This is a genomic window from Kitasatospora sp. SolWspMP-SS2h, from assembly GCF_003259315.1.
Taxonomy (GTDB): Bacteria; Actinomycetota; Actinomycetes; order Streptomycetales; family Streptomycetaceae; genus Kitasatospora; species Kitasatospora fiedleri.
Genome location: NZ_QLLT01000016.1, coordinates 64,658 through 90,638, shown reverse-complemented (window position 1 = coordinate 90,638; position 25,981 = coordinate 64,658). Strand labels below are relative to the sequence as shown.

Annotated in this window: 26 protein-coding genes; 16 read left to right on the top strand and 10 right to left on the bottom strand. The window is 73.7% G+C overall.

What is annotated here, in order from left to right; all coding sequences use genetic code 11:
• The first annotated feature begins 11 nt into the window (after positions 1-11).
• Positions 12-977, top strand: a complete 966-nt coding sequence (locus K353_RS20790) for an alpha-ketoacid dehydrogenase subunit beta (RefSeq protein ID WP_111555153.1) — start codon at positions 12-14, stop codon at positions 975-977.
• Positions 978-989: 12 nt separating this feature from the next.
• Positions 990-2,414 (top strand): dihydrolipoamide acetyltransferase family protein, encoded by a 1,425-nt coding sequence (locus K353_RS20785; protein WP_111555065.1) that lies wholly within the window; start codon positions 990-992, stop codon positions 2,412-2,414.
• Between the two features lie 58 nt (positions 2,415-2,472).
• On the opposite strand, the gene K353_RS20780 is transcribed toward K353_RS20785, so the two are convergent.
• The 4 genes from K353_RS20780 to K353_RS20765 form a co-directional block, all read right to left on the bottom strand.
• Entirely contained in the window at positions 2,473-3,420 is a 948-nt protein-coding gene (locus K353_RS20780) for a LysR family transcriptional regulator (RefSeq protein WP_111555064.1), read from the bottom strand.
• A gap of 162 nt (positions 3,421-3,582) precedes the next feature.
• Positions 3,583-4,170 (bottom strand): 3-isopropylmalate dehydratase small subunit, encoded by a 588-nt coding sequence (leuD, locus tag K353_RS20775; protein WP_100836950.1) that lies wholly within the window; start codon positions 4,168-4,170, stop codon positions 3,583-3,585.
• 9 nt (positions 4,171-4,179) lie between these two features.
• Positions 4,180-5,580, bottom strand: coding sequence for a 3-isopropylmalate dehydratase large subunit (gene leuC / locus K353_RS20770; protein ID WP_111555152.1), 1,401 nt, complete (start codon positions 5,578-5,580; stop codon positions 4,180-4,182).
• Positions 5,581-5,615: 35 nt separating this feature from the next.
• Entirely contained in the window at positions 5,616-7,598 is a 1,983-nt protein-coding gene (locus K353_RS20765) for an FAD/NAD(P)-binding protein (protein ID WP_111555063.1), read from the bottom strand.
• Between the two features lie 374 nt (positions 7,599-7,972).
• Here K353_RS20765 and K353_RS20760 point away from each other — a divergent pair, with 374 nt between their 5' ends.
• The 5 genes from K353_RS20760 (at position 7,973) to K353_RS20740 (ending at position 14,631) form a co-directional block, all read left to right on the top strand.
• The gene (locus K353_RS20760) at positions 7,973-8,620 is read left to right on the top strand and encodes a cysteine hydrolase family protein (RefSeq protein WP_111555062.1); all 648 of its coding nucleotides are present in this window, start codon (positions 7,973-7,975) and stop codon (positions 8,618-8,620) included.
• Entirely contained in the window at positions 8,617-9,798 is a 1,182-nt protein-coding gene (locus tag K353_RS20755; RefSeq protein ID WP_111555061.1) for a pyridoxal phosphate-dependent aminotransferase, read from the top strand. The genes K353_RS20760 and K353_RS20755 overlap by 4 nt, the downstream gene beginning before the upstream one ends.
• An 82-nt stretch (positions 9,799-9,880) precedes the next feature.
• Positions 9,881-11,041 carry a LeuA family protein gene (locus K353_RS20750; RefSeq protein ID WP_111555060.1) on the top strand — a complete coding sequence of 387 codons (1,161 nt, stop codon included), beginning with the start codon at positions 9,881-9,883 and terminating at the stop codon, positions 11,039-11,041.
• Between the two features lie 261 nt (positions 11,042-11,302).
• On the top strand, positions 11,303-12,661 hold the full coding sequence (locus tag K353_RS20745; RefSeq protein ID WP_111555151.1) for a basic amino acid/polyamine antiporter: 1,359 nt from the start codon (positions 11,303-11,305) through the stop codon (positions 12,659-12,661).
• 443 nt (positions 12,662-13,104) lie between these two features.
• Positions 13,105-14,631: an LCP family protein gene (locus K353_RS20740; RefSeq protein ID WP_233533712.1), complete on the top strand. Its 1,527-nt coding sequence runs from the start codon at positions 13,105-13,107 to the stop codon at positions 14,629-14,631.
• Between the two features lie 62 nt (positions 14,632-14,693).
• Here K353_RS20740 and K353_RS20735 read toward each other — a convergent pair whose 3' ends face one another.
• Complete coding sequence (locus tag K353_RS20735) at positions 14,694-15,002, bottom strand: hypothetical protein (RefSeq protein WP_111555059.1); 309 nt, start codon at positions 15,000-15,002, stop codon at positions 14,694-14,696.
• Positions 15,003-15,182: 180 nt separating this feature from the next.
• Positions 15,183-15,353, bottom strand: coding sequence for a hypothetical protein (locus K353_RS20730; protein WP_159073101.1), 171 nt, complete (start codon positions 15,351-15,353; stop codon positions 15,183-15,185).
• Positions 15,354-15,582: 229 nt separating this feature from the next.
• Here K353_RS20730 and K353_RS20725 point away from each other — a divergent pair, with 229 nt between their 5' ends.
• Positions 15,583-16,440 carry a helix-turn-helix transcriptional regulator gene (locus K353_RS20725; protein ID WP_158585447.1) on the top strand — a complete coding sequence of 286 codons (858 nt, stop codon included), beginning with the start codon at positions 15,583-15,585 and terminating at the stop codon, positions 16,438-16,440.
• Positions 16,433-16,621 carry a DUF397 domain-containing protein gene (locus K353_RS20720; protein ID WP_111555148.1) on the top strand — a complete coding sequence of 63 codons (189 nt, stop codon included), beginning with the start codon at positions 16,433-16,435 and terminating at the stop codon, positions 16,619-16,621. The genes K353_RS20725 and K353_RS20720 overlap by 8 nt, the downstream gene beginning before the upstream one ends.
• A 37-nt stretch (positions 16,622-16,658) precedes the next feature.
• Here K353_RS20720 and K353_RS20715 read toward each other — a convergent pair whose 3' ends face one another.
• Genes K353_RS20715 through K353_RS36920 form a run of 4 tightly spaced genes read right to left on the bottom strand, consistent with a single transcriptional unit; the run spans position 16,659 to position 20,267 of the window.
• On the bottom strand, positions 16,659-17,780 hold the full coding sequence (locus tag K353_RS20715; protein WP_158585446.1) for a caspase family protein: 1,122 nt from the start codon (positions 17,778-17,780) through the stop codon (positions 16,659-16,661).
• The gene (locus K353_RS34440; RefSeq protein ID WP_158585445.1) at positions 17,777-18,133 is read right to left on the bottom strand and encodes a hypothetical protein; all 357 of its coding nucleotides are present in this window, start codon (positions 18,131-18,133) and stop codon (positions 17,777-17,779) included. The genes K353_RS20715 and K353_RS34440 overlap by 4 nt, the downstream gene beginning before the upstream one ends.
• A 17-nt stretch (positions 18,134-18,150) precedes the next feature.
• Positions 18,151-19,314 (bottom strand): hypothetical protein, encoded by a 1,164-nt coding sequence (locus K353_RS33885; protein ID WP_146616525.1) that lies wholly within the window; start codon positions 19,312-19,314, stop codon positions 18,151-18,153.
• Positions 19,311-20,267 (bottom strand): adhesin, encoded by a 957-nt coding sequence (locus K353_RS36920; protein ID WP_111555056.1) that lies wholly within the window; start codon positions 20,265-20,267, stop codon positions 19,311-19,313. Before K353_RS36920 ends, K353_RS33885 begins: the two co-directional genes overlap by 4 nt.
• 240 nt (positions 20,268-20,507) lie before the next feature.
• Here K353_RS36920 and K353_RS20700 point away from each other — a divergent pair, with 240 nt between their 5' ends.
• The 7 genes from K353_RS20700 (at position 20,508) to K353_RS20670 (ending at position 25,971) form a co-directional block, all read left to right on the top strand.
• A complete protein-coding gene (locus tag K353_RS20700; protein WP_111555055.1) occupies positions 20,508-20,780 on the top strand; it encodes a type II toxin-antitoxin system Phd/YefM family antitoxin in 273 nt (90 codons plus the stop codon).
• On the top strand, positions 20,777-21,181 hold the full coding sequence (locus tag K353_RS20695) for a type II toxin-antitoxin system VapC family toxin (protein ID WP_233533711.1): 405 nt from the start codon (positions 20,777-20,779) through the stop codon (positions 21,179-21,181). The genes K353_RS20700 and K353_RS20695 overlap by 4 nt, the downstream gene beginning before the upstream one ends.
• Before the next feature lie 228 nt (positions 21,182-21,409).
• Positions 21,410-22,408, top strand: a complete 999-nt coding sequence (locus K353_RS20690; RefSeq protein ID WP_111555147.1) for an ABC transporter ATP-binding protein — start codon at positions 21,410-21,412, stop codon at positions 22,406-22,408.
• Positions 22,408-23,202, top strand: a complete 795-nt coding sequence (locus tag K353_RS20685) for an ABC transporter permease (protein ID WP_111555054.1) — start codon at positions 22,408-22,410, stop codon at positions 23,200-23,202. Before K353_RS20690 ends, K353_RS20685 begins: the two co-directional genes overlap by 1 nt.
• Positions 23,203-23,284: 82 nt before the next feature.
• The gene (locus K353_RS20680) at positions 23,285-24,232 is read left to right on the top strand and encodes an ACP S-malonyltransferase (RefSeq protein WP_111555053.1); all 948 of its coding nucleotides are present in this window, start codon (positions 23,285-23,287) and stop codon (positions 24,230-24,232) included.
• Complete coding sequence (locus K353_RS20675; RefSeq protein WP_111555052.1) at positions 24,219-25,748, top strand: class I adenylate-forming enzyme family protein; 1,530 nt, start codon at positions 24,219-24,221, stop codon at positions 25,746-25,748. Before K353_RS20680 ends, K353_RS20675 begins: the two co-directional genes overlap by 14 nt.
• Positions 25,729-25,971: an acyl carrier protein gene (locus K353_RS20670; RefSeq protein ID WP_100836936.1), complete on the top strand. Its 243-nt coding sequence runs from the start codon at positions 25,729-25,731 to the stop codon at positions 25,969-25,971. The genes K353_RS20675 and K353_RS20670 overlap by 20 nt, the downstream gene beginning before the upstream one ends.
• Positions 25,972-25,981 lie beyond the last annotated feature (10 nt).

Genomic DNA, 25,981 nt, shown 5'->3' with positions numbered 1-25,981 from the left:
CCACCACCACCCTGTCACTGGCCAAGGCCCTCAACGAGGCGCTGCGCACGTCGCTGGAGGACGACCCCAAGGTCCTCATCCAGGGCGAGGACGTCGGCCGGCTCGGCGGCGTCTTCCGGATCACCGACGGCCTGCAGAAGGACTTCGGCGAGGACCGGGTCACCGACTCGCCGCTCGCCGAGTCCGGCATCGTCGGCACCTCGATCGGCCTGGCCCTGCGCGGGTTCCGCCCGGTCGTCGAGATCCAGTTCGACGGCTTCGTCTTCCCGGCGTTCAACCAGATCGTCACCCAGCTCGCCAAGATGCACGCCCGCTCGCTGGGCAAGGTGAAGCTGCCGGTGGTGGTGCGGATGCCCTACGGCGGCGGCATCGGCGCGATCGAGCACCACAGCGAGTCCCCCGAGGCGTACTTCATGCACACCGCGGGCCTCAAGGTGGTCTCGCCGTCGAACGCCTCGGACGGGTACTGGATGCTCCGCCAGGCGATCGAGAGCGACGACCCGGTCATCTTCCTGGAGCCGAAGCGGCGCTACTGGGACAAGTCCGAGGTGGACCTCTCGGCCCCCGCGCTGCCCCTGCACCGGGCGCACGTGGTCCGGGAGGGCGGCGACCTGACCGTCGTCGCCTACGGCCCGATGGTGAAGCTCGCGCTGGAGGCCGCCGAGGTCGCCGCCGAGGAGGGCCGCTCCCTCGAGGTGGTGGACCTGCGCTCGCTCTCGCCGATCGACTTCGACACCGTGCAGACCTCGGTGGAGAAGACCGGCCGGCTGATCGTGGTGCACGAGGCACCGGTCTTCACCGGCCCCGGGGCGGAGGTCGCCGCGCGCATCCAGGAGCGCTGCTTCTACTCCCTGGAGTCGCCCATCCTGCGGGTCGGCGGCTACCACGCGCCCTACCCGCCGGCCCGGCTGGAGGAGGAGTACCTCCCCAACATCGACCGGGTGCTGCTGGCCGTCGACCGCTCGCTCTCCTACTGAGGGGGCGGCCCGATGACGAAGACCACCCAGCGCTTCCGCGAGTTCGCGATGCCCGACGTCGGCGAGGGCCTCGCCGAGGCGGAGATCCTCAAGTGGTACGTGCGGGTCGGTGACGCCGTGGTCGACGGCCAGCCGGTCTGCGAGGTGGAGACCGCCAAGGCGGCGGTCGAACTGCCCATCCCCTTCACCGGCGTGGTCAGCGAGCTGCGCCACCCGGAGGGCAGCACGGTCGACGTCGGCGCGGTGATCATCCTGGTGGACACCGCGCCCGCGGACGCCGCCCCGGCCGCCGACGCTCCGGCCGCCGACGCTCCGGCCCCGGCCCGGCAGCCGGTCCTGGTCGGCTACGGGGTCGCACCCTCGGGGACCGCCCGACGGCGCCCGCAGACCGGGCGACCGCAGGCCGAGCGACCGCAGGCCGAGCGGCGGCCGGCGGGCGGGGCCCCGGCGGGCACCGCGCGTCCGGAGCGGCCCCGGGCCAAGCCCCCGGTCCGCAAGCTCGCCAAGGACCTCGGGATCGACCTGCGGACGGTGCCCCCGACCGGCGTCCACGGGACGGTCAGCCGGGAGGACGTGCGGGCGGCGGCCGAGGCCGCCGTCACCGCCGCCGCCACGGCCGTCACCACCGCCGTCGAGGCGGCTCCGGCCGCTCCGACGGCTCAGGTGGTCCAGGCGGCTCCGGCGGCTCCGGCCCAGGCCGTTCCGGCGGCCCGGACCCAGGCCGTCCCGGCGGCGCCCGGGGACCGCCGGGTGCCGGTGACGGGTGCCCGCCTGGCCGCGGCGCGGGCGGCCGTCGCCAGCGCCTTCACGGCCCCGCACGTCACCGAGTTCGCCACGGTCGACGTGACCCGGACGGTGAAGCTGGCCGACCGGATGCGGCGGGACCCGGAGCTGGCCGGGCTGCGGGTGACGCCGCTGCTGCTGGTGGTGCGGGCGCTGCTGACCGCGGTGCGCCGCCACCCGGAGATCAACGCCGCCTGGGACGAGGAGCGCCAGGAGATCGTCCACCGGCGGGCGGTCAACCTGGGCCTCGTGCTCGGCTCGCCGGACGGCCGGGTGGTCCCGAACGTCAAGGACGCCCAGGCCAGGACGCTGCCCGAGCTGGCGGGGGCGCTGGAGGAGCTGGCCGGGGCGGCCCGCGAGGGCCGCACCGACCCGGCGGACCTGCTCGGCGGCACCGTCACGGTCACCGACCTCGGGGCCTTCGGCGTGGACACCGGCACCCCGATCCTGAGCCCGGGGGAGTCGGCCGCCCTGGCGGTCGGCGCGATCCGGCTCCGGCCCCGGGTGCACAAGGGCGAGGTGGTGCCCCGGCAGGTCGTCACGCTGGCGCTCTCCTTCGACCACCGGCTGGTCGACGGCGAGTTGGGCTCCAGGGTGCTGGCGGACGTGGCCGCCGTCCTGGAGCACCCGAAGCGCCTGCTCACCTGGGGCTGAGCCGCCCCGCGCCCGCGGGCCCCGTTCCGGACGCCGGAGCGGGGCCCGTCGGGCGGGTTCACGGGACGCGCACCACGCCCATCGGGCGGGCGGTGTTCTGCGGGCCGACGCCGACGGTGCCCGGGGGCAGCGTCCAGTCGCGGTTGCCGGCCAGGGCCCGGGCGGTCGAGACGAAGGCGGACACCGCCTGGAAGTTGCGCACCAGCGGGCTGATCCCGATCGCGAGCTTGCGCCGGACGGCCGGGGCCAGCGGCACCGCGCGCAGGGCCGGGGACATCGGGAGCATGGCGAGCGAGGGCAGCACCGTCACCCCGTGGCCCTCGGCCACCATCGCCAGCAGGGTGTTCAGGTTCTGGACCCGGTAGGAGACGTTCGGCTCCAGGCCCACCGCGCGGAACAGCGAGCGGACCAGCCCCTCGGTGTCGCCGTGCGGCATCAGCAGGGGTTCGTCGGCCAGTTGCAGGATGCGGACGCCCGCCGCGGACCTGAGCCGGTGCCGGGCCGGCAGCACCGCGTACAGCTGGTCCTCCAGCAGCGGGTGGGTCTTGAGGTCCCGCTTGGGGAGGGTCACGATGCCCACGTCGACGGCGTACCCGCGCAGCCACTCGGAGATCCGGAGGTCGGGCCCCTCCTTCAGCTCGATTTCGAGCTCCGGGTAGCGGCCGCGGAATTCCGTCATCAGGGCCGGGAGCAGGCGGCAGGCGAAACTCTGGCTGGTTCCTATCCTTATGCGGCCGGAGGGCTCCCTGGCCGCGCTCCCGGCCACGTTGCGCATCTGCTCGGAATGGAGCATGACGGCCCGGGCGTGGGTGAGCACCCGGTGTCCGGAATCGGTCAGTTCGATGCCTTTGCGGTCGCGGTGCATGAGGCCGACGCCGAGTTCCGACTCTAGGCCGGCAATCGCGTGGCTGACCGCGGACTGGCTGATTCCCAGCGCTCTCGCGGCACCGGTGAAACTCCCGGTGTCCACGACTGCCACAAAGGCGGCGCACTGGGACAGTTTCACGTCCGGGCCCCCGTTCCCGTGTCAGCAGCAGGGCGGTGCTGCCAGGTCGTCCGACCCTAGCATGTTCGAAAATGGCGACAACTGTCGTTCTGTTGTCGTGAGTATTTTGTGAATTCCCACGGGAAATGATCGGCTATGGCGCTTTCGCGCACTTCGGCAACGTCAACAGGTGGTCGGGAGGGCCGGTCGCCGGTTCTTCTCGTACGCCTCGATCTCGTTCTCGTCACGCAGCGTCGCGTCGATCGGGTCCAGGCCGGCCAGCAGCCGGTCCCGGGCCTCCGCGTCCAGTTCGAACGGGTGGACCCGGTCGCCGCAGCGCAGTTCCAGCGCCTCCAGGTCGACGACGAGCGGGACCGCCGGGTCGGCCTCGACCGCCTCCCACAGCCCGGTGACGACGGCGCTCGGCAGGACGATCGTCAGCAGGCCGTTCATCAGCGAGTTCCCGCGGAAGATGTCGCCGTAGCGGGGGGCGACCACGACCCGGAAGCCGTAGTCCTGGAGCGCCCAGACCGCGTACTCGCGGGACGAGCCGGTGCCGAAGTCGTTGCCCGCGAGCAGGATGGTGGCGCCCCGGTGCTCGGGCCGGTTGAGCACGAAGCCGGGGTCGTCGCGCCAGTCGGCGAACAGGGCGTCGGCGTGGCCGTCACGGTCCGTGCTGGCGCAGAACCGGACCGGGATGATCTGGTCGGTGTCGACGTCGCTGCGGCGCAGCGGCACCGCGGTGCCGCGGTGGACGGTGAACTTCTCCATGACGGTTCCTCAGAGGTCGGCGGGGGAGGCGAGCCGGCCGGCCACGGCGGTGGCGGCGGCGACCGGCGGCGAGACGATGTGGGTGCGCGAGCCCTTGCCCTGCCGGCCCTCGAAGTTGCGGTTGTTGGTGGAGGCGGCGCGCTGCCCGGGCAGCAGCCGGTCCTCGTTGAGCGCGGCGCACATCGAACAGCCCGCCCCGGCCCGGAAGTCGGCGCCCGCCTCGGCGAACACCCGGTCCAGGCCCTCCTCGACGGCCTGCCGGCGGACCTGCGCCGAGCCGGGGACGATCATCAGGTGCAGGCCGTCGGCGACCCTGCGGCCGGACAGCACCTGGGCGGCGGCCCGCAGGTCCTCGATCCGGCTGTTGGTGCAGGAGCCGATGAAGACGGTGTCGACGGGGACGTCGCGCATCGCGGTGCCGGGCGCCAGGTCCATGTACGCTAGGGCCCGTTCGGCCGCCGTCCGCTCCTCCGCGGTGGCGAAGCCGGCCGGGTCGGGCACCGCGCCGTCCAGCGGGACGCTCTGGGCCGGGTTGGTGCCCCAGGACACGTACGGGCTCAGGGTGGTGGCGTCGATCACCACCTCCCGGTCGAAGACCGCGTCCGGGTCGGTGCGCAGCGACATCCAGTGCGCGACCTCGGCGTCCCACTCCGCGCCCTGCGGCAGGCCGGGGCACCGGCGCAGGTAGGCCAGGGTGGTCTCGTCGGGGGCGATCAGCCCGGCCCGGGAGCCGGCCTCGACGGACATGTTGCACAGCGTCATCCGGGCCTCCATCGAGAGCGCGGTGATCGCCTCGCCGCGGTACTCGATGATGTGGCCCTGGCCGCCCGCGGTGCCGATCTCGGCGATCAGCGCGAGCACCAGGTCCTTCGCGGTGACCCCGGCGGGCAGGGTGCCGGTGACGGTCACCGACATGTCCTTCATCGGCCGCATCGGCAGGGTCTGGGTGGCCAGCACGTGCTCCACCTGGCTGGCCCCGATGCCGAAGGCCAGCGCGCCGAAGGCGCCGAGCGTGGTGGTGTGCGAGTCGCAGCAGACGATCGTCATCCCGGGCCGGACCAGGCCGAGTTCGGGCGCGATGACGTGCACGATGCCCTGCTGCGGGTCGCCCAGCCGGTGCAGCGGGATGCCGAACTCGGCGCAGTTGGCGCGCATCAGCTCGCTCTGCCGGCGCCCGTTCGGGTCGGTGATCAGGCGGTCCAGGGCGAGCGTCGGGGTGTTGTGGTCCTCGGTGCCCAGGTTGAGGTCGGGCCGGCGGACCTTGCGGCCGGCCGCCCGCAGTCGGTCGAAGGCCTGCGGGGTGTTCACCTCGTGCAGCAGCTGGAGGTCGATGTAGAGGAGGTCGTCGCCGGCCGGCTGGCGCCGGACGACGTGCTGCTGCCAGGTCTTCTGCGCGAGGGTCGTGCCCATGCTGCTGGTGTGCTCCCGGTCGTCGGTCATGGTGGTCAGCGGCTCCCGGCGCCGGCGGGGACGGCGGACTCCCGTACGGAAGTGTCCCCGGCGGGAGCCGGTTCGGCGGCGGAGGGTTCGGCGTTCGGCTCGGCGGCCGGTTCGGTGGCGGGCCGCAGCGCGTCGCCCGCGATGGCGTCGGCGTCCTGGACGAAGTCGGTCCAGAAGCCGGGGCGGCTGCTGCCGCCCTGCATGAACCAGCGGGTGTGCTCGGTCGGGATGCCGAGCACGTACAGGCCCGGGTCGGGGCGGCCGTCGCGCCCGATCGGGTGGAACGGGCTGCGGGTGACGGCCACGCCGCCGGTGTCGAAGACCTCGTCGTCCAGGCCGTTCAGGTAGCTGGTGAGGGTGCCGCGCTCGACCAGCCGCCTGGTCAGCTCGGCCGGGTCGGACCGCAGGTCGGGCACCGGGACCCGGGCGTCGATCACCGTGTCGACGGCGGTCTCGGAGCCGGGCACCTGGGGCGAGCGGACGGCGAAGCGGCCGGTGTCCGGGCGGGCCTCGAAGCGGGTGTCGGGCCCGGGGACGCGCAGCACGCCCGCCTCGACCAGCGCGACCACCTGGCGCAGCCGCCGCAGCGGGGGGCCGGCGGCGAGGAAGGAGACCCGGGGGACGAACCACTCCAGGAAGTCGGTGCGGTGCGAGCGCGGGGTGAGCCCGGAGAAGTCGACCAGGGCCCGGACGATGCTGCGGGTGTCGCGCAGCACGTCCAGGGCGGCCTTGACCGGGGAGCCGACGTTGCCCTGCTCGGCGTGGTCCAGGTCGCGCCCCACCGCGGCCAGCAGGTCGGCCTCGAACTCCCCGTCGTCGGCGTAGCTGCGCCGGTGGAACGGGCGGGCCACCTCGTCCAGGTCGATCGGGGGCAGTTCGGCGATCCCGTGCCGGGCGGCGATCGCCGCGACGTCGGGCACCCCGGCCTCGGCGGCCCGGAGCACGTCGGCCACGAAGGCGTCCTCGCCGCCGGCGCCGCGCCCGCGCAGCACGGTCGCGTACTGGACCAGGTGGACCTCGGCGAGCAGCCACGGCACCGCGTGGGCGGCGAAGTCGACGCGCTCCCCGGCGCAGGCGGCCCGGACCCGGTCCAGGGTGAACAGCCGGGTGGTGTAGCGGTGGTCGTGGTGCTTCTGGTTGCGGCCGCGGGCGAGCAGCGGCAGGCCGCTGCGGGAGCCGGCCACGATCAGCGGCTCCGTGCCGCTGGGCTCGTAGCGCAGGCCCGGCCCGTCGGTCTCCACGAAGGTGCCGCCGCGCCCCTCGGTGAGGGCCGCCATGACGTCGTAGAAGGACAGGCCCAGGCCGAGGACGCCGACCGGCGACCCGGCGGGGATCTCGTCGAGCGGCATGTCGGCGGCGGAGTCGCCGCGGATGTAGCGCAGCGCCGGGTGCTCGGCGGCGAAGTCGGCGAGCCGCTTCTGGAGCCCGGAGAGTTCGGGCCGGGTGTGGCCGGTGGTCAGGACGACCCGGTCGGCGCGCAGTTCGGTGCCGTCCGCGAAGGCCAGCCGGTAGCCGTCGGCCAGCCGTTCCAGGTCGGTGACCTCGCCGCGCACCCGGTGCAGGGCGGCGTGCGGCGGCAGGTTCTCCTCGACCGTCCGCAGCACGAACTGCATGTACTCGCCGTGGAGCCGGCGCGGCGCGTAGCTGTTGGGGCCCGGGTGGTCCGGGCGGTGCTCGGCCCACCACTGGGCCAGCGACGGCCCGGCGCCGGGGCGGGCCGGTCCGTCGTCGGGCGGGCCGGAGAAGGAGGAGACTTCGTCGGCCACGGTGTTCATCAGGAACCAGTCGGGCTGGTCGGTCCGCCAGATCCGGCCGGTGCCCACCTCGACGGCGTCGATCAGGTGGATCTCCACCGGCCGGTGCGCGGGTCCCCCGGCGAGCCGGGCGGCCAGCCGCTCGACGATGCTGAGCCCCCGCGGGCCGCTCCCGATCAGCGCGATCCGGTGCGGGGCCGTTCCGGTGGAGTTGGTGGTGGCGCGGTCCTTCATGTCACCCCTGCAGCCTGTGGTGAAGAATTCACCAGAAATTGACCCGAGATATGGTGGGCGCCCCTCCGGCGGACCGGCCGGTCCGCGGGTGATTTATCGGCGACCGCAGTGCGCGATCAACGCTAACCGGCTCCGGCCGGGAAATGCAATGTCAATGGATTCATGCTTCGCATCGATTTTGCTCATGGATCGAGCGCGGCCGTCCGCCGTGGCATACGTCCAGGTGGGATGGGGTATCGACGGTCCGGTACGGGCGGTGCGGGCGGTCGGCGGGGCGGGTTTGACGCGGGGTTCACATAACAATCTTGACGATCTTGGAACGGTTGGTTCTAATAGCGGAGGTATTGACCGGGGTTTCATTGGAGGGGTAATCGGTGGGCCGATCGGCGCTTCTTGTACTCGATCTGATAAATGAAATCGTGCATCCGCGGGGGAAATACGGCGCCGAGGGGTACCAGCAGCAGGTGGCCGACCGCCGGGTGCTGGAGAACGCGGCCCGGGCGATCGAGCGGGCCCGCGCGGCGGACATCCCGGTGATCTACGTCGTGGTCGGCTTCACCGCCGGCTACCCCGAGTGGCCGCCCGGCTCGCCGATCTTCCGGGCCGCCAAGCCCGACGGCCGCCTGCTGCTCGGCGACTGGGCCACTCAGGTGCACGACGCGGTGAAGCCCGCCGAGGGCGAGCCGGTCATCGCCAAGCACCGGATCAGCCCGTTCCACGGCACCGGGCTGGACCTCCTGCTGCGCACCCTCGGGGTGGACACCCTGCTGCTGACCGGCGTCTCCACCGACATGGTCATCCTGGCCACCGCCCGCGACGGCCACGACCGCGACTACCGGGTCAAGGTCCTGGAGGACGCCACCGCCGCGGACGGCCCCGAGATGCACCGGGCCGCGCTCACCGTGATCGCCCGCTGCGCCGAGATCACCACCGTCGACGAGGCGCTGGCCGACGCGGCACCGGCAGACGGGGCACCGGCCGACGGGGCGCAGGCCGCCGGGACGCCGGGGGCGGACCGATGAGGAGCGTGGCCCGCCGCTTCGGCCGGATCGAGAAGTCCGCGACCTTCGCCGTCCTGGAACTGGTGCAGTCGTTGCGCGCCCAGGGCGTCGAGGTGCTCGACCTGGGCGGCGGCGAACCCGACTTCGACACCCCCGCGCACATCACCGCCGAGGGCGCCGGCGCCCTGGCCGGCGGCTTCACCCACTACACGGCCAGCCGGGGCATCCCCGAGCTGCTCACCGCGATCTCCCGGAAGCTGGCCGAGGACAACGGCGTCAGCGTCGACCCGGCCACCGAGGTGATCGTCACCCCGTCGGCGAAGAACGCGCTGTTCACCGCGCTGACCACGCTGCTGGACCCGGGCGACGAACTGCTCGTCCCGACGCCGGGCTGGGTCAGCTACCACTCGATGGCGCACCTGATCGGCGCCGTCCCGGTGGACGTCCCGCTCGACGGCGACGACGGCTTCCGGATCACCCGCGAGCTGCTGGAGCGCCGGATCACCGACCGGACCAAGGTCATCCTGGTCAACACCCCCAACAACCCGACCGGCCGGGCGCTGGACGCCGCCGAGGCCGAGGCGGTCGCCGCCGTCGCGGACGAGCACGACCTGTTCGTGGTCTCCGACGAGATCTACGAGAAGATCGTCTACGGCGGGACCAAGCACGTCAGCCCGGCGAGCCTGCCCGCGGGCGCCGGGCGCACCCTGCTGGTCAACGGCTTCTCCAAGGCGTACGCGATGACCGGCTGGCGCCTGGGCTACGTGGCCGGACCGGCGCCGGTGATCTCCGAGATGCTCAAGGTGCAGCAGCACTCGGTGGGTTGCGCCGGCTCGTTCGTGCAGCGCGGCGGCCTGGCCGCGCTGACCGGCCCGCAGGACGCCGTCCAGGCGATGACGGACGAGTACGCGGCCCGGATGGAACTGATCGTCGCCGGGCTCGACTCGCTGCCCGGCGTCAGCTGTCCCCGGCCGGAGGGCGCCTTCTACGCCTTCCCCGACATCCGGGGCACCGGCTTCGCGAGCTCGGCCGAGTTCGCCACCTGGCTGCTGTCCGAGGCCGGCGTCGCGGTGATGCCCGGATCGGCCTTCGGCCCCGGCGGGGAGGGCCACATCCGGCTCTCCTTCGCCACCTCGCGCGAGGTCATCACCGAGGCGATCGACCGGATGGCCACCGCGCTGCACCAACGCCGTCGGTGACACCGCCGACCGGCCCGAACCGGTTCCGCAATTCCGAGACGTCACCCACTGCCGCGACGCAGTGCGGGAAACGGGGACAACCATGAACGAGAACGTGCGGCGGATCTCCTTCTTCGACACCACTCTGCGCGACGGCGAGCAGGCGCCCGCCAACGCGATGGGCCCCGAGGACAAGCTCGACCTCGCGCTGCGGATCGAGGCCCTCGGCGTCGACCGCATCGAGACCGGCTTCCCGGCCTCCTCGCCCAGCGACTTCGAGGCCACCCGGCTGATCTCCAAGCACCTGACCCGGGCGCGCTTCACCACCTTCTGCCGGGCCGTCGCCGGGGACGTCCTGGCCGCGGTCGAGGCCGGCGGCACCGCCAACCACCAGGTCCAGATCGCCGCCACCGGCAGCGACCTGCACCTGGAGTACAAGCGGCGGATCACCCGGGAGCAGGCGATCGAGGAGGTGGTCGAGTCGGTGCGGCTGGCCCGCTCCTACGGCGTCGAGTCGGTCACCGTCGGCATCGAGGACGCCAGCCGCGGCGAGGACGACCTGCTCCGCCCGATGACCGAGCAGGCGGTCGAGGCCGGGGCGACCGGCTTCGTGGTCGCGGACACCTCCGGCGCGATGACCCCCGACGGGTACGCGGCGCTGATCCGCCGGTTCCGGTCCTGGGTCCCGGCGGAGACCTGCATCGCCACCCACTGCCACGACGACTTCGGCCTGTCCACCGCCAACGCGCTGGCCGGCCTGCTGGCCGGCGCCGACGAGGTCCAGGCGACCCTGGGCGGCGTCGGCGAGCGGGCGGGCAACACCCCGCTGGAGGAGATCGCGGCGATCCTCGCCTACAAGGAGGACGAGACCGGCCTGCGCACCGACATCGACCTGGCCGCCATGTACGAGGCCTACACCGTCCTGCGCCGGGTCATCCGGCTGGAGGAGCCGCGCAACAAGGCGATCTTCGGCACCTACGCCTTCGGCACCGCCGCGGGCATCCACCAGCAGGGCGTGCTGCGCAACCCGGCCACCTACGAGTACGTCGAGCCCGCCCGCTTCGGCCGCACCCGCTCCGTCCTGATCGGCCGGCACTCCGGCCGGACGGTGCTCCGGCACCTGCTGGAGCAGCTGGGCCTGGAGCCCGACGACGCGCGGCTGGAGGAGCTGTACCGGGTGCACATCGCCGAGCGGACCGACGGGGACTGCGAGGACCTGGAGGTCATCAAGGAGCGCCTGCGCCGGGAGCTGCTGCCGCAGTAGCCGCCGCCGCAGTGGCCGCCGTCGCAGTGGCCGCCGCCGCGGTGGTCGTCGCCGCGCGGACGGGTGACCAACGGGTGCACAACGGTGCCAAACGGACATTCGGTTGGTAGCGTTCCGCCCGCGGCGGCGGCCTCCGGGGCCGCCGGGCCGCGAGCGGGAGGAGCGGCGCGGGTGGCGGCGGAGGAGACGGCACGGGAGACGGCGGCGGCGGTCCGGGGACCGGCGGCGGGCACGGCGCGGCTGACCCGGCGGACGCTGACCATGCTGGTGGTCGGCTCGATGGTCGGCGCGGGCGTGTTCTCGCTGCCGAGCCGGTTCGCGCAGGAGACCGGCGTGCTGGGCGCGCTGGTCTCCTGGCTGATCGCCGGGACGGGCATGCTGATGCTGGCGCTGGTGTTCCAGTCGCTGGCGGTGCGGCGGCCGGAGCTGGACGCGGGCGTGTACGCGTACGCGAAGGCGGGCTTCGGCGAGTACCTGGGCTTCTTCTCGGCGTTCGGCTACTGGGCCAGCGCCTGCGTCGGCAACGTGACGTACTGGGTGCTGATCATGTCGACGGTCGGGGCGCTCGTCCCGGCGCTCGGGGACGGCGACACCTGGCTCGCGCTGCTGCTCTCCTCGGCCGGGCTGTGGGGGTTCTTCCTGCTGGTGCGGCGCGGCGTGCGGGAGGCCGCGACGGTCAACCGGATCGTCACCGCGGCCAAGCTGGTGCCGATCCTGGTGTTCGTGGTGCTGGCGCTCGCCTGCTTCCGGGCGGACGTGTTCGCCGCCAACGTCCGGGGCGCCGCCGCCACGGGCTCGCTCTACGACCAGGTGCACGGGACGATGCTGGCCACCGTGTTCGTGTTCCTCGGGGTGGAGGGCGCCAGCGTCTACTCCCGGCACGCGGCCCGCCGTTCGGACGTCGGCCGGGCCACCGTGCTGGGCTTCCTGAGCGTCTTCGCGGTGTTCGCCTCGGTCACCGTGGTCTCCTACGGCCTGCTGCCGGCGGACGAGATCGCCGCGCTGCGGCAGCCCTCGATGGCGGGCGTGCTGGCGGCGGCGGTCGGCACCTGGGGCCAGGTGCTGGTCAGCGTCGGCCTGGTGGTCTCGGTGCTGGGCGCGTACCTGGCGTGGACGCTGATGGCCGCCGAGGTGCTGTTCGTCGCGGCCGGGGACGGGGACATGCCGCGCTTCCTGGCCCGGACCGGCGCCCGGGACGTGCCGGTGCCCGCGCTGCTGCTGACCAGCGTGCTGTCGCAGCTGATGCTGGTGGTCACCGCCTTCTCCGACGACGCCTTCGACTTCGCGCTCGACCTGACCAGCACGCTCGGCCTGGTCCCGTACCTGCTGGCCGCCGGGTACGGGGTGCGGGTGGCCCGGCGGGACCGCGCGGGCCCGGCCGCGCTGCTGGTGGCCGGGCTGGCCACCGCGTACACCGCGTTCCTGGTCTACGCGGCGGGCTGGACGTACCTGCTGGTGTCGTCCGTCGTCTACGCGCCCGCCACCGTGCTGTTCGTGATGGCCCGCCGCGAGCAGGGCCGCCGGCCGTTCTCGCCGCGCGAGGCGGTGGTGCTGGCGGTGTCGGCGGCCGGGGCGGTGCTGGGCGTGGTGGCGCTGGCGGCGGGGTGGATCAGGCTGTGACCCCGCCGGGGCGGTGCGCGGGAGAAGTGTTCGGACGAACCGTGAAACACCCGGCCCCGGTCGCGCATCTATAGGGGTGAGAGCCCGGAACGGCCGGGCCACGGGGGTGCGATGTGATACGCGGACAGGCCGAGGACGCCGGACCGGCGGGCGACGGGTCCGAGGGCGCGCTGCCCCGGCAGCGGGAGGGCGGCCGGGCGGCCCGCCGACGGGCGGGCGGCGCGGCGGACGCGCCGGGGCCGTCGGCGGGTCCGTCCGCGGGGCCGGGTTCCGGTGCGGCTTCCGGTTCCGGTTCCGGTCCGGCTTCCGGTTCCGGTCCGGCTTCCGGCCCGGCGACGGGCGGGCGGGCGGCGCGCCGGGAGGCGGCCCGCCGGTCGGGGCGGCGGGGACGCCGACGGCTGCGGCGCTGGCAGCGGGCGCTGCTGTGGACGGCGGTCGGGGCGGTGGTGCTGACCGCCGGTGCGGGCGGCTACCTCTACTACCGGTTCAACGCCAACATCAAGCAGGCGCCGCTGTACGCGGGCGAGGAGGGCGACGCTGGGCACGAGGTGGCGGACGCCTTCGGCCGCACCCCCATCAACGTGCTGGTGATCGGCTCCGACTCGCGCGCCGACCCGGAGGACTGCCAGATCGGCGGCGACTGCGGCGGCGGCGCCAACGCCGACGTCAACCTGCTGCTCCACGTCTCGGCGGACCGCGGCAACGCGACCGTGATGAGCATCCCGCGCGACCTGCGGACCGACCTGCCGGGCTGCCGCGACGCGGCGGGCAAGACCGTGTTCAAGGCGCAGCGCGGACTGATCAACGCCACCCTCCAGGGCGGCCCCGGCTGCACCGTGGCGGCCGTGCGCAAGCTCACCGACCTCCCGATCGACCACTTCGTGCAGGTCGACTTCAGCGGCGTGGTCAAGATGTCGGACGCGGTGGGCGGCGTCCCGGTGTGCGTCAGCGACAACGTCTACGACCCGTACTCGCACCTCAAGCTGACCAAGGGCGAGCACACCCTCCAGGGCATGGCGGCCCTCCAGTTCGTCCGGACCAGGCACGGCTTCGGCGACGGCACCGACACCGGCCGCTCCTCGGCCCAGCACCTCTTCCTCGGCTCGATGATCCGCCAACTCAAGGGCGCCGGGACGCTCACCGACCCGGGCAAGCTGCTGTCGCTCGCCGACGCCGCCACCAAGGCGCTCACCGTCGACCCCGGCCTGGACGGCATCACCGAGCTGGTCGGCCTCGGCCAGGACATCAGCAAGGTGCCGTCCGAGCGGATCACCTTCACCACCATGCAGATCATCCACGACCCGGCGGACGACAACCGGCGGCTGATCGGCCCGGGCGCGACCGACCTGTTCCGGGCGATCAAGGACGACCGGTCGCTCAGCGGCGGCCCGCAGTCCGGGGACACCGCCCCGTCCGCCACCCCGTCCGTCCCGTCCGCCCCCGCCGAGACGGCGGCGCCCCCGGCCGCGACCGGACCGGCCCGCGGCGGGATCACCGTCGTGGTGCGCAACGGCACCGGCGTCACGGGCCGGGCCGGGGCGCTCGTCGACGCGCTGCGGCAGGCCGGCTTCGCCAAGGGCACCACCACCGGTCCGAAGGTCACCGCCGAACACAGCGCGGTGACGTACCCGGCGGGCGAGGAGGCCGCGGCCCAGCAGGTCGCCGCCGCCCTCGGCCTGCCCGCGAGCGCCGTCCGGGCCGGGGAGGGCGACTCGGTCGAACTGCTGATCGGCACCGACTGGCCCACCGGCACCCGCTACCCCGCCGGGACCGGCACCACCACCGCGCCCGCACCCCCCGCCGACCCGTCCGCCATCCTCAAGGGCGCCGACGCCAGCACCGCCGACGACACCAGCCGCTGCGCCCAGGTCGGCCACGAGGGCACCGTCGAACTGCCCGGCTACCGGGGCTGGATGACGCCGGTCCAGGCGTACGACCGCAGCAAGGGAGTTCCTGACTCGGCACCCTGACGGAACGTCACGTACAGGTGCGGCGACCGGTCGGGTCCTCGGGCGGAGGGCGGCGGAGGTCCTCAGCGTCCGGCCGGAGGGGCCGCGCCGTCGGCGGGGGGCAGGTGGACCTCGCTCCACACGCTCTCCTGCACGCCGCCACCGCCGTCGCGCGAGGTGAGGGAGCGGCGGTGGCCCCAGCGGTCGCCCAGTGCGAGGGCCGCCAGCACCCCGTACTCGTCCGGCGCGGGGCCCTCCAGGTGCAGCTCGATCCGGTACCCGCCCGGGATGGTGCTCAGCCGCGCCTTCCCGCCACCCGCCCGCGCCAGCCGCTCGGCGATCGTCCAGGCGCGCTGCTGCGACGCCTCGGCGGCGGCCTCCCCGTCCGTCATGGGCGGGACGCGGGGGACGAGGGCGGGAGGGGGAGGGGCGCGGCGGGCTCGACCGGTTCCGAGGCCCGCTCGGGGTCGTCGGACCCCTCGCGCAGGGAACGCCGGAGGACGGCGACTTCCTCCAACGACTGTCCGGTGTACAGCACTTGATTCCGTTCGGTGGATGAGGGGAGAGGGAGTTCAGGCCGCGTCCGGCTCCTGCGCGGTGCCGCTGCCGATGCAGCGCGGGCACCCGCAGGCCGGCCAGGTCAGCGTGGAGCGCGGCGCGGGCATCAGCGGTTCGTCGGACGTCCGGAACGAGACCTGCTCCCGGCTGCCGTCGGCCCGCACCGTGTAGACCCGGATCGTCATCCCGGGCTTCGGGGCGGGACGGTCGTCGGACGGCCCCTCGGCTGCCGCCGGTGGGATGAAGGGGTTTGGCTGACAAGTCGTCATGATCGTTGCTCCGTCGGGAGATTGCCGTCCGCTTCGGTCACTGTCTGTGCCTCAAGCGTTGCCGGGCGGCGCTACCCTCGACAAGGAGCACGGTGTTGCGGGCCTGAGCGGGGGTCCGGCACGGAACAAGGAGGGGGCCGGACGGATGGCCTGGCAGGAACGGGACCTTCAGCCGGACCTTTCGCCCCGGCACTTCTACGGCGCCGAGATCCGCCGCCTCCGCAAGCTGCACGACAACATGTCGTTGGAGGCGCTGGGCAACATCCTCATGTTCTCCAAGGCGCACCTGTCGCGGATCGAGAGCGGCGCGTCCAAGCCGCCGGTCGGCCTGTCGGAGAAGCTGGACATGGCCTTCGGGACGGACGGACTGTTCTGCCGCCTCTACGAGTTGGCGAAGCGGGAGCCGTTCCCCGACAAGTACAGCGCGTTCCACAGACTGAACGACCGCGCGGTGGAACATGCCTCCTACTCACTGTCGATCCCTGGTCTGCTCCAGATCGAACCGGTGATCCGGGCCATCATGTATGCGAGCGCGTCTCGCGCGTCGGACGCTGAGATCGAGAGCTGGCTGACCGCCCGGCTCGAACAGCAGAAACGCCTCCGCGCCGAACCGGCAGTGTGCGAGTACTGGTTCATCCTCGATGAGTCAGCGCTACGCCGTCCGATCGCCGGTCCGGAGGTGATGGTGGAACAGCTCTCCGTGCTGCTGGCTGCCGGTCGGCGCCGCAATGTGACGATCCAGGTGCTGCCGTTCAGCACCGGTGCGTACTCGCGGATGAGTGGTTCTTCACTGATCATGTTGACCTCACCGGACCGGTCGGTGGCCGTCTACGAAGAGGGCGATCGCTGGGGACGCTTGCACGATGACGCAGAGACCGTCGTGGGACGCCGGAAGGACTACGATCTGTTGCGGGCTCAGTCCCTCTCTCCACGGGACTCCGAGACCGTGATCAGTTCCGCCCTGGAAGGATTCGCTGAGGATGCACCCCGACGGCATGCCTGAGAACTGGGTCAAGAGCAGCTACAGCAACGATGACGGCGGCGCCTGCGTCGAGCTGGACGCCAACCGTCCGGGCACCGTCCGTGACTCCAAGGACCCCGACGGCCCGCGCCTGCGCTTCACGCGCGCGAGCTGGGACGCCTTCGTCACCGCCGTCGTGGTAGGCGAGTTCGGCGACCTCTGACCCGGGAGGCCTGCGGCGCAGCGTAGTTCACGGTCGGCTACTGCGTGGCTGTGGCCGTGGGTGTCGATGCGCGCCACGTGGCCAAGGTCGTGGCGGCCTCGGCCAGGAGGGGGTCGTCCGCCGGGAGGAACTGTCGCATCTCGTGCAGCAGCGGGGCGAGTTGCGCGGCGGCGGCGGCCGGGCCGGTTGAGGCGTCTACGGTGGCCGCGTGGGCGTAGCGCAGGCGCAGGGTGGTGGGGTCGTGCGGGCCGAGGGCGAAGGCCGCGTCGGTGGCGATTCCTGCCATCAGGTGTTCCGCCTGGACCGCGCGCCAGGCTTGCCGGACGTGCCGCACGTCGGAGACCTGGTAGGCGAACCTGCCCCGGGCGAGTAGTCCTTCCCGGGTCAGGCCGGTCCCGTGGGCGGGGTTGCGGGCGAGTGCCAGGTCTCCGCTGGGGCCGATCGTCCGCTGGACCGGGTTGGGCGCCAAGGTGCCCTTCTTGAAGCCTTCCGGTACTTGGCCGAGGGTGACCGATAGCCGCCGGTGCAGTTCGGCGAGGTCGAGGTACGCGGGCCCGTCCGGGACGCCCTCAGCCAGGAAACTGAGGATCTCGGCGGTGAAGCAGGTCAGGTCGCCCTTGGGCGGGTAGAGCGCCCGGCGGCCCCGGTCGGCCGCGGTCAGCAGGTGGACGTCCGCGGCGGCGGGGATGTCGAGGGCGCGGCCGGAGTAGCAGCAGTCCAGCAGGGCGACGCGGTGCTGGGCCGGTGAGCGGTGCAGTTCCCGGAACACCCCTGCGGAGTCCAGCGAAGTGCGCGGGACGTGCTCCGACTCGGTGCCGGGCAGCGCGAAGTACAGGCTGCCGTCGTCGTTCTGCGGCCGTTCGCCGTGGCCGACGTAGCAGAACAGCAGCAGGCTGTTCGCGGCCTGGGCGGCCCGGTGCACCGCCTTCAGCACCTCGTCGGACGACTGCGGGTCGGCCAAGACGATCGTCCGGGCCGGGTCGAGCAGGCCGTCGGGGCCGGAGAGCGCTTCGGCGAGGCGGTGCGCCGAGTACACGGCGGGCGGGACGGGGCTGAGCTCCCGGTAGGTGGAGACACCGACCAGGACGGCCCAGGAGGTGTCCGGGTCGGGGAGCAGCGGGGGGCGGGGCGTGGGGACTGCCCGTCGGGACCCGGTCACTCTTCGGTCAGGAGGCGTTCCGCCTGCTCGATCAGCTCGGCTGTCTCGGCGGCGTTCTTGCCGCTGACCGTGACCTGGGCGCCGTCCGCGCGTCGGACGGTGATCGAGGCGGGCCCGCGGCGGAGCCGGGCGGTCACCCAGGCGCTGATCAGCGGTGCCGCGACCGGGCCGAGGGCCTGGGCGATCTCGACGGCCTCGGCCATCGTGCCCTGGGTGCCGGGCTGAGCGGGCAGCAGTCGGCCGCCGACCCGGCCGCGCAGTTCGTCGTCCTGGTCGAGGTGGCCGCGCAGGTCGCGGGCGTCCTCGTCGACGGTCTCCGGGGAGCCGTCGAAGGTGATGAGGATGGTGGACACAGTGGTCTCCTTGGCGGTCAGAGCGTGGGGCGTAGCGGAGTGGGCCGCCCGGCACCCGGCGGGGGTGCGGCGGGCAGGGGCGTGACGAGCCGGTGGAACAAGGCCGGTCGGGCGGGTAGCGCGTACGGCAGGCGGAACGCGACGGCGGCCTCGGCCGGGTCGGCCAAGTCGGCGAGGGCGAGGTCGAACTCCTCGACGAGCTCGGGCGGTTGGACCGTCCGGTGCGCGTGCGGCAGGCGGTGGAGGTCGAGCGTGCGCAGGCCGTGCCGTGCGACGCGGTGCTCCTCGCCCTCGGCCGGGGCGACCGGGACGGCGGTGGCCTCGCCCGGCGCACCGAGTTGTTCGGCGACCCGCTCGGCCAGGCCGGGCGGCAACGGGGCGAGGGAGGCCAGTGTGATCCGCAATTGGTAGCAGTGCCGGGCGTAGCGCACGGCCGCGTCGGCGTAGTGGTCGCGCGCCGCCTGGGCCGCGTGGTCGGGGCCCCGCCGACCGCCCCAGACCGGGTTTCCCGGGCCGGGGGTCGCGAGGGCGGCGTACCGGTGGGCCCGTTGTTCGAGGTGGGCGGTGAGGGCGGCCGGCACTTCGTAGGGGTGCAGGCAGACGGCGAGCACGGTCGGCGCGGGGCGGGCGGCGAGCTCCGTCCACACGGTGTCCCAGGGGGTGCGGGATTCGGCCAGCCGGGAGGTGGTGACCGTCCACGGCCGGAGCTCCGCGTGGCGGGACAGCGGGCGCACCGTGAGCGTCTTGCGCAGTTCCCGCAGGTGGACGCGGGGGTCCCCGTCGACGGGACCGGGCAGGGCCAGCAGACCGGCCAGTTCGGTCTCGTCGCCGACCGGGACGGCGTGGACGTGCCGGGGGACATGCAGCAATGCCGCGGCCAGTGCCCCGGCGGCCTGCCGGGCCTGCTCGGCCGTCGTGCCGGACGCCCGGCCGAGGAGGGCGGCGTCCAGGCGGCCGTCCCGGCTGCTGAGCCGCAGCTCGAAGCTGGTGCCGGTGTGGAGGCGCATCGCCCGCAGCCAGGCGAGCTCGGCGGCGGCCGCGTTGTGCAGGCGCGCGGACTCCGGCCGATCGGCCCAGCCCTGGTGGTCGCTCAGCAGCGGGGCGGGCTCGATCCGGACGCCCGTCCAGGCCCAGGACCGCTCCGTCGTCGAGCTGACCAGGACCGCGGGTGCGGCGGTCACGGCTGTCCGGGGCCGGTCGGGAACGGCCCGGCGTCGGGACGCGGCGGCACGGGAGGGGCGGGCGGTGCGGCAGCCCAGACCTGGCCGGTCGGCGGCTGGGCCGGCGGCACCGGGGCCGGGCCGGCGGGCGCGGCCGGCCGGGGCACGGGGACCACGCCGACGGGCACGGACGCGCTGCGCGGGAACTCGACCGGCGGGAGGTGCCCGCCCATCTGGGCGGGCAGCGCCACCGGGCGCTGTTCGACCGCCACCATCAGCCCCTCCCGGCAGGCCGCGTGGACCGCCTCGCGCATGGCGCGTACCCGTTCGGCGCGGAGCATCGCCCACTGCAGGTCACCCTGGCCGAAGACCGATCCGACCAGGTCGACCAGGTACTGCCAGACCAGCTTCCCGCCGCGGCGGGTGCGCCACATCTGCCAGCCCAGGTACAGGCTTCCGCCGTACCGGAAGACCACGACAGTGGCCGTGCAGTCGCCGCTGCCCAGGATCACCCGGCTGCTGACCTCGTCCCCCTTGCCGAGGGCCATCCGGCGGGGCCGCACGGCGAGCATCCCGTAGCGCCGGCCGACCACCTGGAGGATCTGCGCGTAGACCGACTCCGCGGTGTCCTGGCGGTCGTTCAACAGGACCCGCCACTCGGCGATCGGCTCCACCAGGCGACTGCCCAGGAACACCACCCAGAACACCAGGGCGGGCAGTAGCCAGAGCCCGGTCAGGAGGGAGAAGACCGAGGCGTCGGACGACGCGAGGGCCGAGCCGAGCACCAGCACGACCGGCAAGGACAGCATCGAGGCGACGAACCCGCGGGTCCACAGCCGGAGGACCAGCCGCCCGCTGACCCGGTCGTCGAGCGCCCGATCCATCGGCTGGTGCCGCAGTGTCTTGTCCAGGTAGGCACTGTTGCCGTCCCCGCCGTCCCAGCCGGGCAGCGGAAGGGCATTACCGTTGATCACTTGGGTTTCCCGGTTGCTCACGGCGACCCTCTCGTCACCTGCGGCGGCCATATTGGCACAGCCCTGTCCGGCCTGTCACGAGACTTCGAGCACGGATGACCGTTGCCGGAGCTACCGGACCAGGGAAACCCGGCGGACCCGACCGGGTCGCCACCTCGCTCCGCCGACTCCTCGCGGAGCGCGCGACATCCTGGCCGCGCAGGCGTGGCGCGCTGCAATACGCCGCATTACGCTGGAGGCATGAAGACCATCACGCAACGGGAGCTCGCCGCCCGGTCCAAGGCCGTGCTGGACGACGTCGAGGCGGGCGAGACGTACCACGTCACCCGGAACGGCACCGAGATCGCCGAGGTGCGGCCCCTCGGTTCGCGCCGCCGTTTCGTGCCGCTCGACGAGCTCCAGCGCAAGTGGCGCAATGCCCCGGCGGTCGATGCCGCGCGGATGCGCGCGGAGGCGGACGGGTTCTTCGGCGACGAGGACCGGATCGGCGACGAGCCGGAGGAGCGGGAGTGAGCGGGCGCAGGCCGCGCGGGATGCTGGACACCTGCGTCCTGATCGACCTCCCGTCGATCGACCCGGAGTCGCTGCCCCTGGAGGCGGCGGTCTCCGCCGTGGTGCTCGCGGAACTGGCCCAGGGCGTGGCCATGGCGAAGGACCCGGTGGAGATGATGGCGCGGGCGCAGCGACTGGCGGACGCGGAGGCGGAGTTCGCCGCGCTCCCGTTCGACCGGGAGGCGGCCCGGCGGTTCGGCACCCTGGTCGCGCTCACCGTCAAGGCGGACCGGAACCCCCGGCCGCGCCGGATGGACCTGATGATCGCCGCCACGGCCGCCGCCCACGGGCTGCCGCTGTACACCCGCAACGCCGACGACTTCCGGGGCCTGGAGGCCGGGGTGGAGGTCGTCGAGGTCTGACGGCACCGGTCGGCGGCGGTGTCCCGGGTCGCCGGGGCGCCGCCACCGGTGTTTCCGGAGCGGTGCCGCGGTGGCGGTGGCGCTCGCGGGGCGGGTGGGGCGGGTGTTCGGGCGGGTGCGGGAGGGGATAGGGGGCCGATAGGCCGGTCGGTTCGGGGGGATAGGGGCGGCCGGGAGAGTGGTGCTCACCAGGAGGCGAAACTCCGCCGAACCGTGAGGACCCGGATGATGATCGATTACCAGAACCGAACGACGTCGAGGGGGACGGCGTCCGACCCCCTGGCCGCTGAACTGACCGGCGTCGTCAAGCGGTTCAGCAACGCCAAGGGCGAGGTGTTCACCGCGGTGAACGGGCTGGACCTGCGGATCCGGCGCGGCGAGGTGGTGGCGTTCCTCGGCCCGAACGGTGCCGGCAAGACCACCTCGATCGACATGCTGCTCGGGCTGACCCGCCCGGACGAGGGCGAGGTGCGGCTGTTCGGCACCGACCCGGAGCAGGCCGTCCGGGCCGGCCGGGTGGCGGCGGTGCTCCAGTCCGGCGGGCTGCTGCCGGACCTGACCGTCGAGGCGACCGTGCACATGCTGGCCTCGCTGCACCCGGGTTCGGACCCGGAGCGCTGCATGGCCCGGGCCGACATCACCGAGCTGCGCGCCCGCCGGGTGGCGGCCTGCTCGGGCGGTGAGCAGCAGCGGCTGCGCTTCGCGCTGGCGCTGCTCTCCCGGCCGGACTTCCTGGTGCTGGACGAGCCCACGGCCGGCATGGACGTGGTGGCCCGGCGGAACTTCTGGTCGGCCGTCCGGGAGGACGCGGCGCGCGGCATGACGGTCATGTTCGCCACCCACTACATGGAGGAGGCGGACCAGTTCGCCGACCGGGTGGTGATGATCGACAAGGGCGCGGTGGTGGCCGACGGCTCCGCCTCCTCGATCCGCTCGGCGATCAGCGGCCGGACCGTCTCGGCGGTGCTCAGCCCGTACGAGGCCGCCCTGGTGGCCCGGACCCCCGGGGTGCGCTCCAGCACCTCGCGCGGCGAGCGCACCTACTTCACCTGCACCGACTCGGACGCCCTGCTGCGGGTGCTGGTCGGCGAGACCCGGGCCCGGGACGTCGAGGTGGCGCCGCGCAGCCTGGAGGAGGCCTTCCTGGCCCTCACCGAGAACGCCCACGAGGCTCGCGGGGCCCGGGCCGCCGACACCGCCGCCGACACCGCCAAGGAGAACGTCTGATGGCCGCCGTCACGGCGCCCGCCGCCCCCCGCACCTCGGTCTTCAACGGGGTCAACCCGACCTTCGTCCGCTACGAGCTGCGCCGCCGCTTCAACCGCCAGACCACGATCTTCACGGTGCTGCTGCCCGCCGTGCTCTACCTGGCGCTGTTCCGCACCGCCCCGTCCGGCGGGGCCGACCTGCCGCACGGCAACTTCGCGGCCTGGATGATGATCGGCCAGGCGGTGTACGGCGCGGCCACCGCGGCGGTCAGCTCGGCCGCCACCATCTCGGTGGAGAAGTCGGCCGGCTGGATGCGGACCATCGCGATGAGTCCGCTCACCCCGCCCGGCTACCTGCTGGTCAAGGTGCTGTGCTCGGTGCTGATGGCCGGGGTGCCGGTCGTCATCGTGGGCGCGCTGGGCGCGCTGACCGGGGCGCACGCCGACGCCCACGTGTGGGTGGTCTCGCTGCTGGTGGCCTGGGTCGGGTCGGCGGTGTTCGCCGCGCTCGGCATCGGGATGGGCCTGGCGATGAAGCCCGACGTGGTGATGCACATGCCGGGCCTGACCATGACCGCGCTGGCCTTCCTGGGCAACCTGTTCATCCCGCTCAGCGGCACCATGCTGGAGGTCTCCCGCTACACCCCGATGTACGGGGTGGCGACGCTGGCCCGGTACCCGCTGAACGACGGCTTCTCGTTCCACGGGGAGCACTCCGGCGTGGCCGGCGCGGTGATCAACCTGCTGGCCTGGTTCGCCGGGTTCTCGTTCCTGGCGATCCGCCGCTTCCGCAAGTCCACCGGCCGCCCGTAGCCGGGACCGCACAGCTCCGTCATCCACGCGTCCGGCGCCCGCCTCCCGGGCGCGGGTCCCACCCGAAAGGGGGTTAGAACACATGTTCGCATTCATCGCGCCGGGCCAGGGCTCCCAGACCCCGGGCCTGCTGGCCGCCTGGCTGCGCGACCCGGCCACCGCCGAGCGGGTGCGGGCCTGGTCCGAGGCCGCCGACGTCGACCTCGTCCAGCTCGGCACCAAGGCCCCGGCCGCCGAGATCGCCCGCACCGAGCACACCCAGCCGCTCCTGGTGGCCGCCGGACTGCTCGCCCACCACGCCCTCCGGGACGCCGTCCCGGACGGCGCCGCGGTGGCGGCCGGCCACTCGGTCGGCGAACTCACCGCCGCCGCGTACGCCGGGGTGCTGAGCCCCGCCGACGCGGTCCGGCTGGCCGCGGTCCGCGGCCGGGCGATGGCGGTGGCCTGCACCGAGGCACCCACTTCGATGGCCGCCGTGGTCGGCGGCGAGCAGAGCGAAGTCCTGGACAGAATAGGCGAGTTGGGCCTGTACGCGGCGACCTTCAACGGCCCCGGCCAGATCGTCGCGGCCGGCCTGGCCGACACCCTCGACCAGCTCGCCGCCGCCCCGCCGGCCGGCGCCACCGTCAAGCGGCTCAGCGTCGCCGGCGCCTTCCACACCCCGTACATGGAGTCGGCCCGGCAGTCCTTCGAGGAGGCCGCCGCCCGGGTGCCGTTCGCCCGGCCGTCCCACCCGCTGCTCGGCAACGCCGACGGCGTGGCCGTCACCGACCCGGACGAGATCCGCCGCCGGCTGGTCCGGCAGGTGGTCAGCCCGGTCCGCTGGGACCTGTGTCTGCTCCAACTCGCCGCCGCCGCACCGGAACTGACGGTGTCGCTGCCGCCCGCCAAGACGCTGGCGAGCATCCTCAAGCGCCAGCACCCCGCGCTCGACGTCCTGTCCGTCACCACCGCCCGGGACGTCGCCCGGGCCCGGGAGCGGCTGACCGCCCCCGCCGGCCGAGGAGTGTCCGCCCATGCCGGTGTCTGACCTGCTGGAGTACCCGCTCGGCGAGCGGGCCGACCACCCCGCCGTGATCGACGCCCAGGGCACCCTGGACTACCGGGAGCTGGGCACCGCCGTGGAACGCGCCGTCGGCTGGCTGCGCGGCCAGGGCATCGCCCCCGGCGACCGGGTGGTGTACGCCGGGGGCAACGACCGGGCCTTCCTGGCCCTGTTCTGGGCCACCCTGCGCACCGGCGCCGTCTTCGTCCCCGTCCACCCCGAACTGACCGACCACCAGGTCGACCACATCGTCGCCGACAGCGGCGCCGCCCTCGCGGTCTGCCGCCCGGCGGCCGGCCGCCGGGCCGCCCGCACCGTCGAGGCCGGCCCGGCCTGGCAGCAGGTGCTCGCCACCCCCGCGGACCCGCACCGGGCCGAGGTCGACGAGGACGCGGTGGCGCTGCTGATCTACACCTCCGGCACCACCGGCCGCCCCAAGGGCGTGGTCTGCCCGCACCGCCAGATGCTCGCCGCCGTCGACGCCGTCCACGCCTGCCTCGGCTACGAGGAGCAGGACGTGGTGCTCTGCCGGCTGCCGCTCTCCTTCGACTACGGCCTCTACCAGGCCCTGATGTCCGCCCTGGTCGGCGCCACCCTGGTGCTGGCCCGGCGCAGCGAGGACATGGGCCTGCTGCGGCTGATCGAACGCACCGGCGTCACCGTCGTCCCGCTGGTGCCCTCGCTGGCCCAGATCCTCACCCTGCTCCAGGGCAAGCTCCACCGGCCCACCAGGGTCCGGCTGTTCACCAACACCGGCGCCCGCCCCGGCCGGGCCGTCACCGCCGAACTGCTGGAGCTGTTCCCCGGCTCCGAGTTCGCCTCGATGTACGGCATGACCGAGTGCAAGCGGATCTCCATCCTCGACCCCGAGGAGTACGCCGAGCACCCCGACTCGGTCGGCCCGGCCATCCCCGGCGACCGCATCCGCATCCTGGCCGCCGACGGCACCGAGCTCGGCCCCCGGCAGACCGGCGAGATCACCGTCTCCGGCCCCACCGTGATGGCCGGCTACTGGGGCATCCCGCTGGAGGAGCAGAACCGGTTCGTCCGCCGCCCCGACGGCACGCTGGAACTGCGCACCGGCGACAAGGGCTGGCTCGACGAGGAGGGCCGGCTGTACTTCGTCGGCCGCGACGACGACATCATCAAGCGCCGCGGCATGCGGATCGCCCTCACCGAGGTCGAGGACGCCGCCGAGCGCATCCCCGGCGTCAGCGCCGCCGTCGCGCTGCGCCCCGAACCCGAGGGCGCCCCGCTGCTGCTGGCCGTGCACGGCACCCTCCCGCCGGAGCGGGTCCGGGCACTGCTGGCCGACCGGCTCGACCACAGCCGGATGCCCGACCAGGTCGTCCCGATCGCCGCCGTCCCGCTGACCGCCAACGGCAAGCCCGACCGGGCCGCCGCCAAGCGCCTGGTCGAGGCCGCCGGGAGCGCCGCGAGCACCGCCCCCCAGACCACCCCCGCATCCCCGAGGAGCAGCCATGAACCAGTCGCAGTTTGACCAGCTCGTCGAACGGACCTGCTCGGTGCAGGTCACCGACTCCGAGACCCCGCTGGTGGACCTGGGCGTCGACTCCCTGCACACCATCGCCCTGCTGATGGCGATCGAGGAGGAGTTCGGCTTCGAGGTCGACCCCGACGCCCTCGCCGACCCGGCGCTCGCCTCCCCGGCCGGCCTGCTGCGCTACGTGCACGCCAACACCGCCGCCCCGGCCGGGATCTGAGGACCGAACA

What these genes read in the sequence shown, in the direction of transcription:
- K353_RS20690 (WP_111555147.1), top strand. Translation starts at nt 21,410, where the DNA reads ATGATCGATTACCAGAACCGAACGACGTCGAGGGGGACGGCGTCCGAC.
- K353_RS20765 (WP_111555063.1), bottom strand. Translation starts at nt 7,598, where the DNA reads ATGAAGGACCGCGCCACCACCAACTCCACCGGAACGGCCCCGCACCGG.
- K353_RS20750 (WP_111555060.1), top strand. Translation starts at nt 9,881, where the DNA reads ATGAACGAGAACGTGCGGCGGATCTCCTTCTTCGACACCACTCTGCGC.
- K353_RS20680 (WP_111555053.1), top strand. Translation starts at nt 23,285, where the DNA reads ATGTTCGCATTCATCGCGCCGGGCCAGGGCTCCCAGACCCCGGGCCTG.
- K353_RS20745 (WP_111555151.1), top strand. Translation starts at nt 11,303, where the DNA reads ATGCTGGTGGTCGGCTCGATGGTCGGCGCGGGCGTGTTCTCGCTGCCG.
- K353_RS20670 (WP_100836936.1), top strand. Translation starts at nt 25,729, where the DNA reads ATGAACCAGTCGCAGTTTGACCAGCTCGTCGAACGGACCTGCTCGGTG.
- K353_RS20685 (WP_111555054.1), top strand. Translation starts at nt 22,408, where the DNA reads ATGGCCGCCGTCACGGCGCCCGCCGCCCCCCGCACCTCGGTCTTCAAC.
- K353_RS20785 (WP_111555065.1), top strand. Translation starts at nt 990, where the DNA reads ATGACGAAGACCACCCAGCGCTTCCGCGAGTTCGCGATGCCCGACGTC.
- leuC (WP_111555152.1), bottom strand. Translation starts at nt 5,580, where the DNA reads ATGGGCACGACCCTCGCGCAGAAGACCTGGCAGCAGCACGTCGTCCGG.
- K353_RS20700 (WP_111555055.1), top strand. Translation starts at nt 20,508, where the DNA reads ATGAAGACCATCACGCAACGGGAGCTCGCCGCCCGGTCCAAGGCCGTG.
- leuD (WP_100836950.1), bottom strand. Translation starts at nt 4,170, where the DNA reads ATGGAGAAGTTCACCGTCCACCGCGGCACCGCGGTGCCGCTGCGCCGC.
- K353_RS20755 (WP_111555061.1), top strand. Translation starts at nt 8,617, where the DNA reads ATGAGGAGCGTGGCCCGCCGCTTCGGCCGGATCGAGAAGTCCGCGACC.
- K353_RS20730 (WP_159073101.1), bottom strand. Translation starts at nt 15,353, where the DNA reads ATGACGATCCGGGTCTACACGGTGCGGGCCGACGGCAGCCGGGAGCAG.
- K353_RS20735 (WP_111555059.1), bottom strand. Translation starts at nt 15,002, where the DNA reads ATGACGGACGGGGAGGCCGCCGCCGAGGCGTCGCAGCAGCGCGCCTGG.
- K353_RS20720 (WP_111555148.1), top strand. Translation starts at nt 16,433, where the DNA reads ATGCCTGAGAACTGGGTCAAGAGCAGCTACAGCAACGATGACGGCGGC.
- K353_RS20725 (WP_158585447.1), top strand. Translation starts at nt 15,583, where the DNA reads ATGGCCTGGCAGGAACGGGACCTTCAGCCGGACCTTTCGCCCCGGCAC.
- K353_RS20675 (WP_111555052.1), top strand. Translation starts at nt 24,219, where the DNA reads ATGCCGGTGTCTGACCTGCTGGAGTACCCGCTCGGCGAGCGGGCCGAC.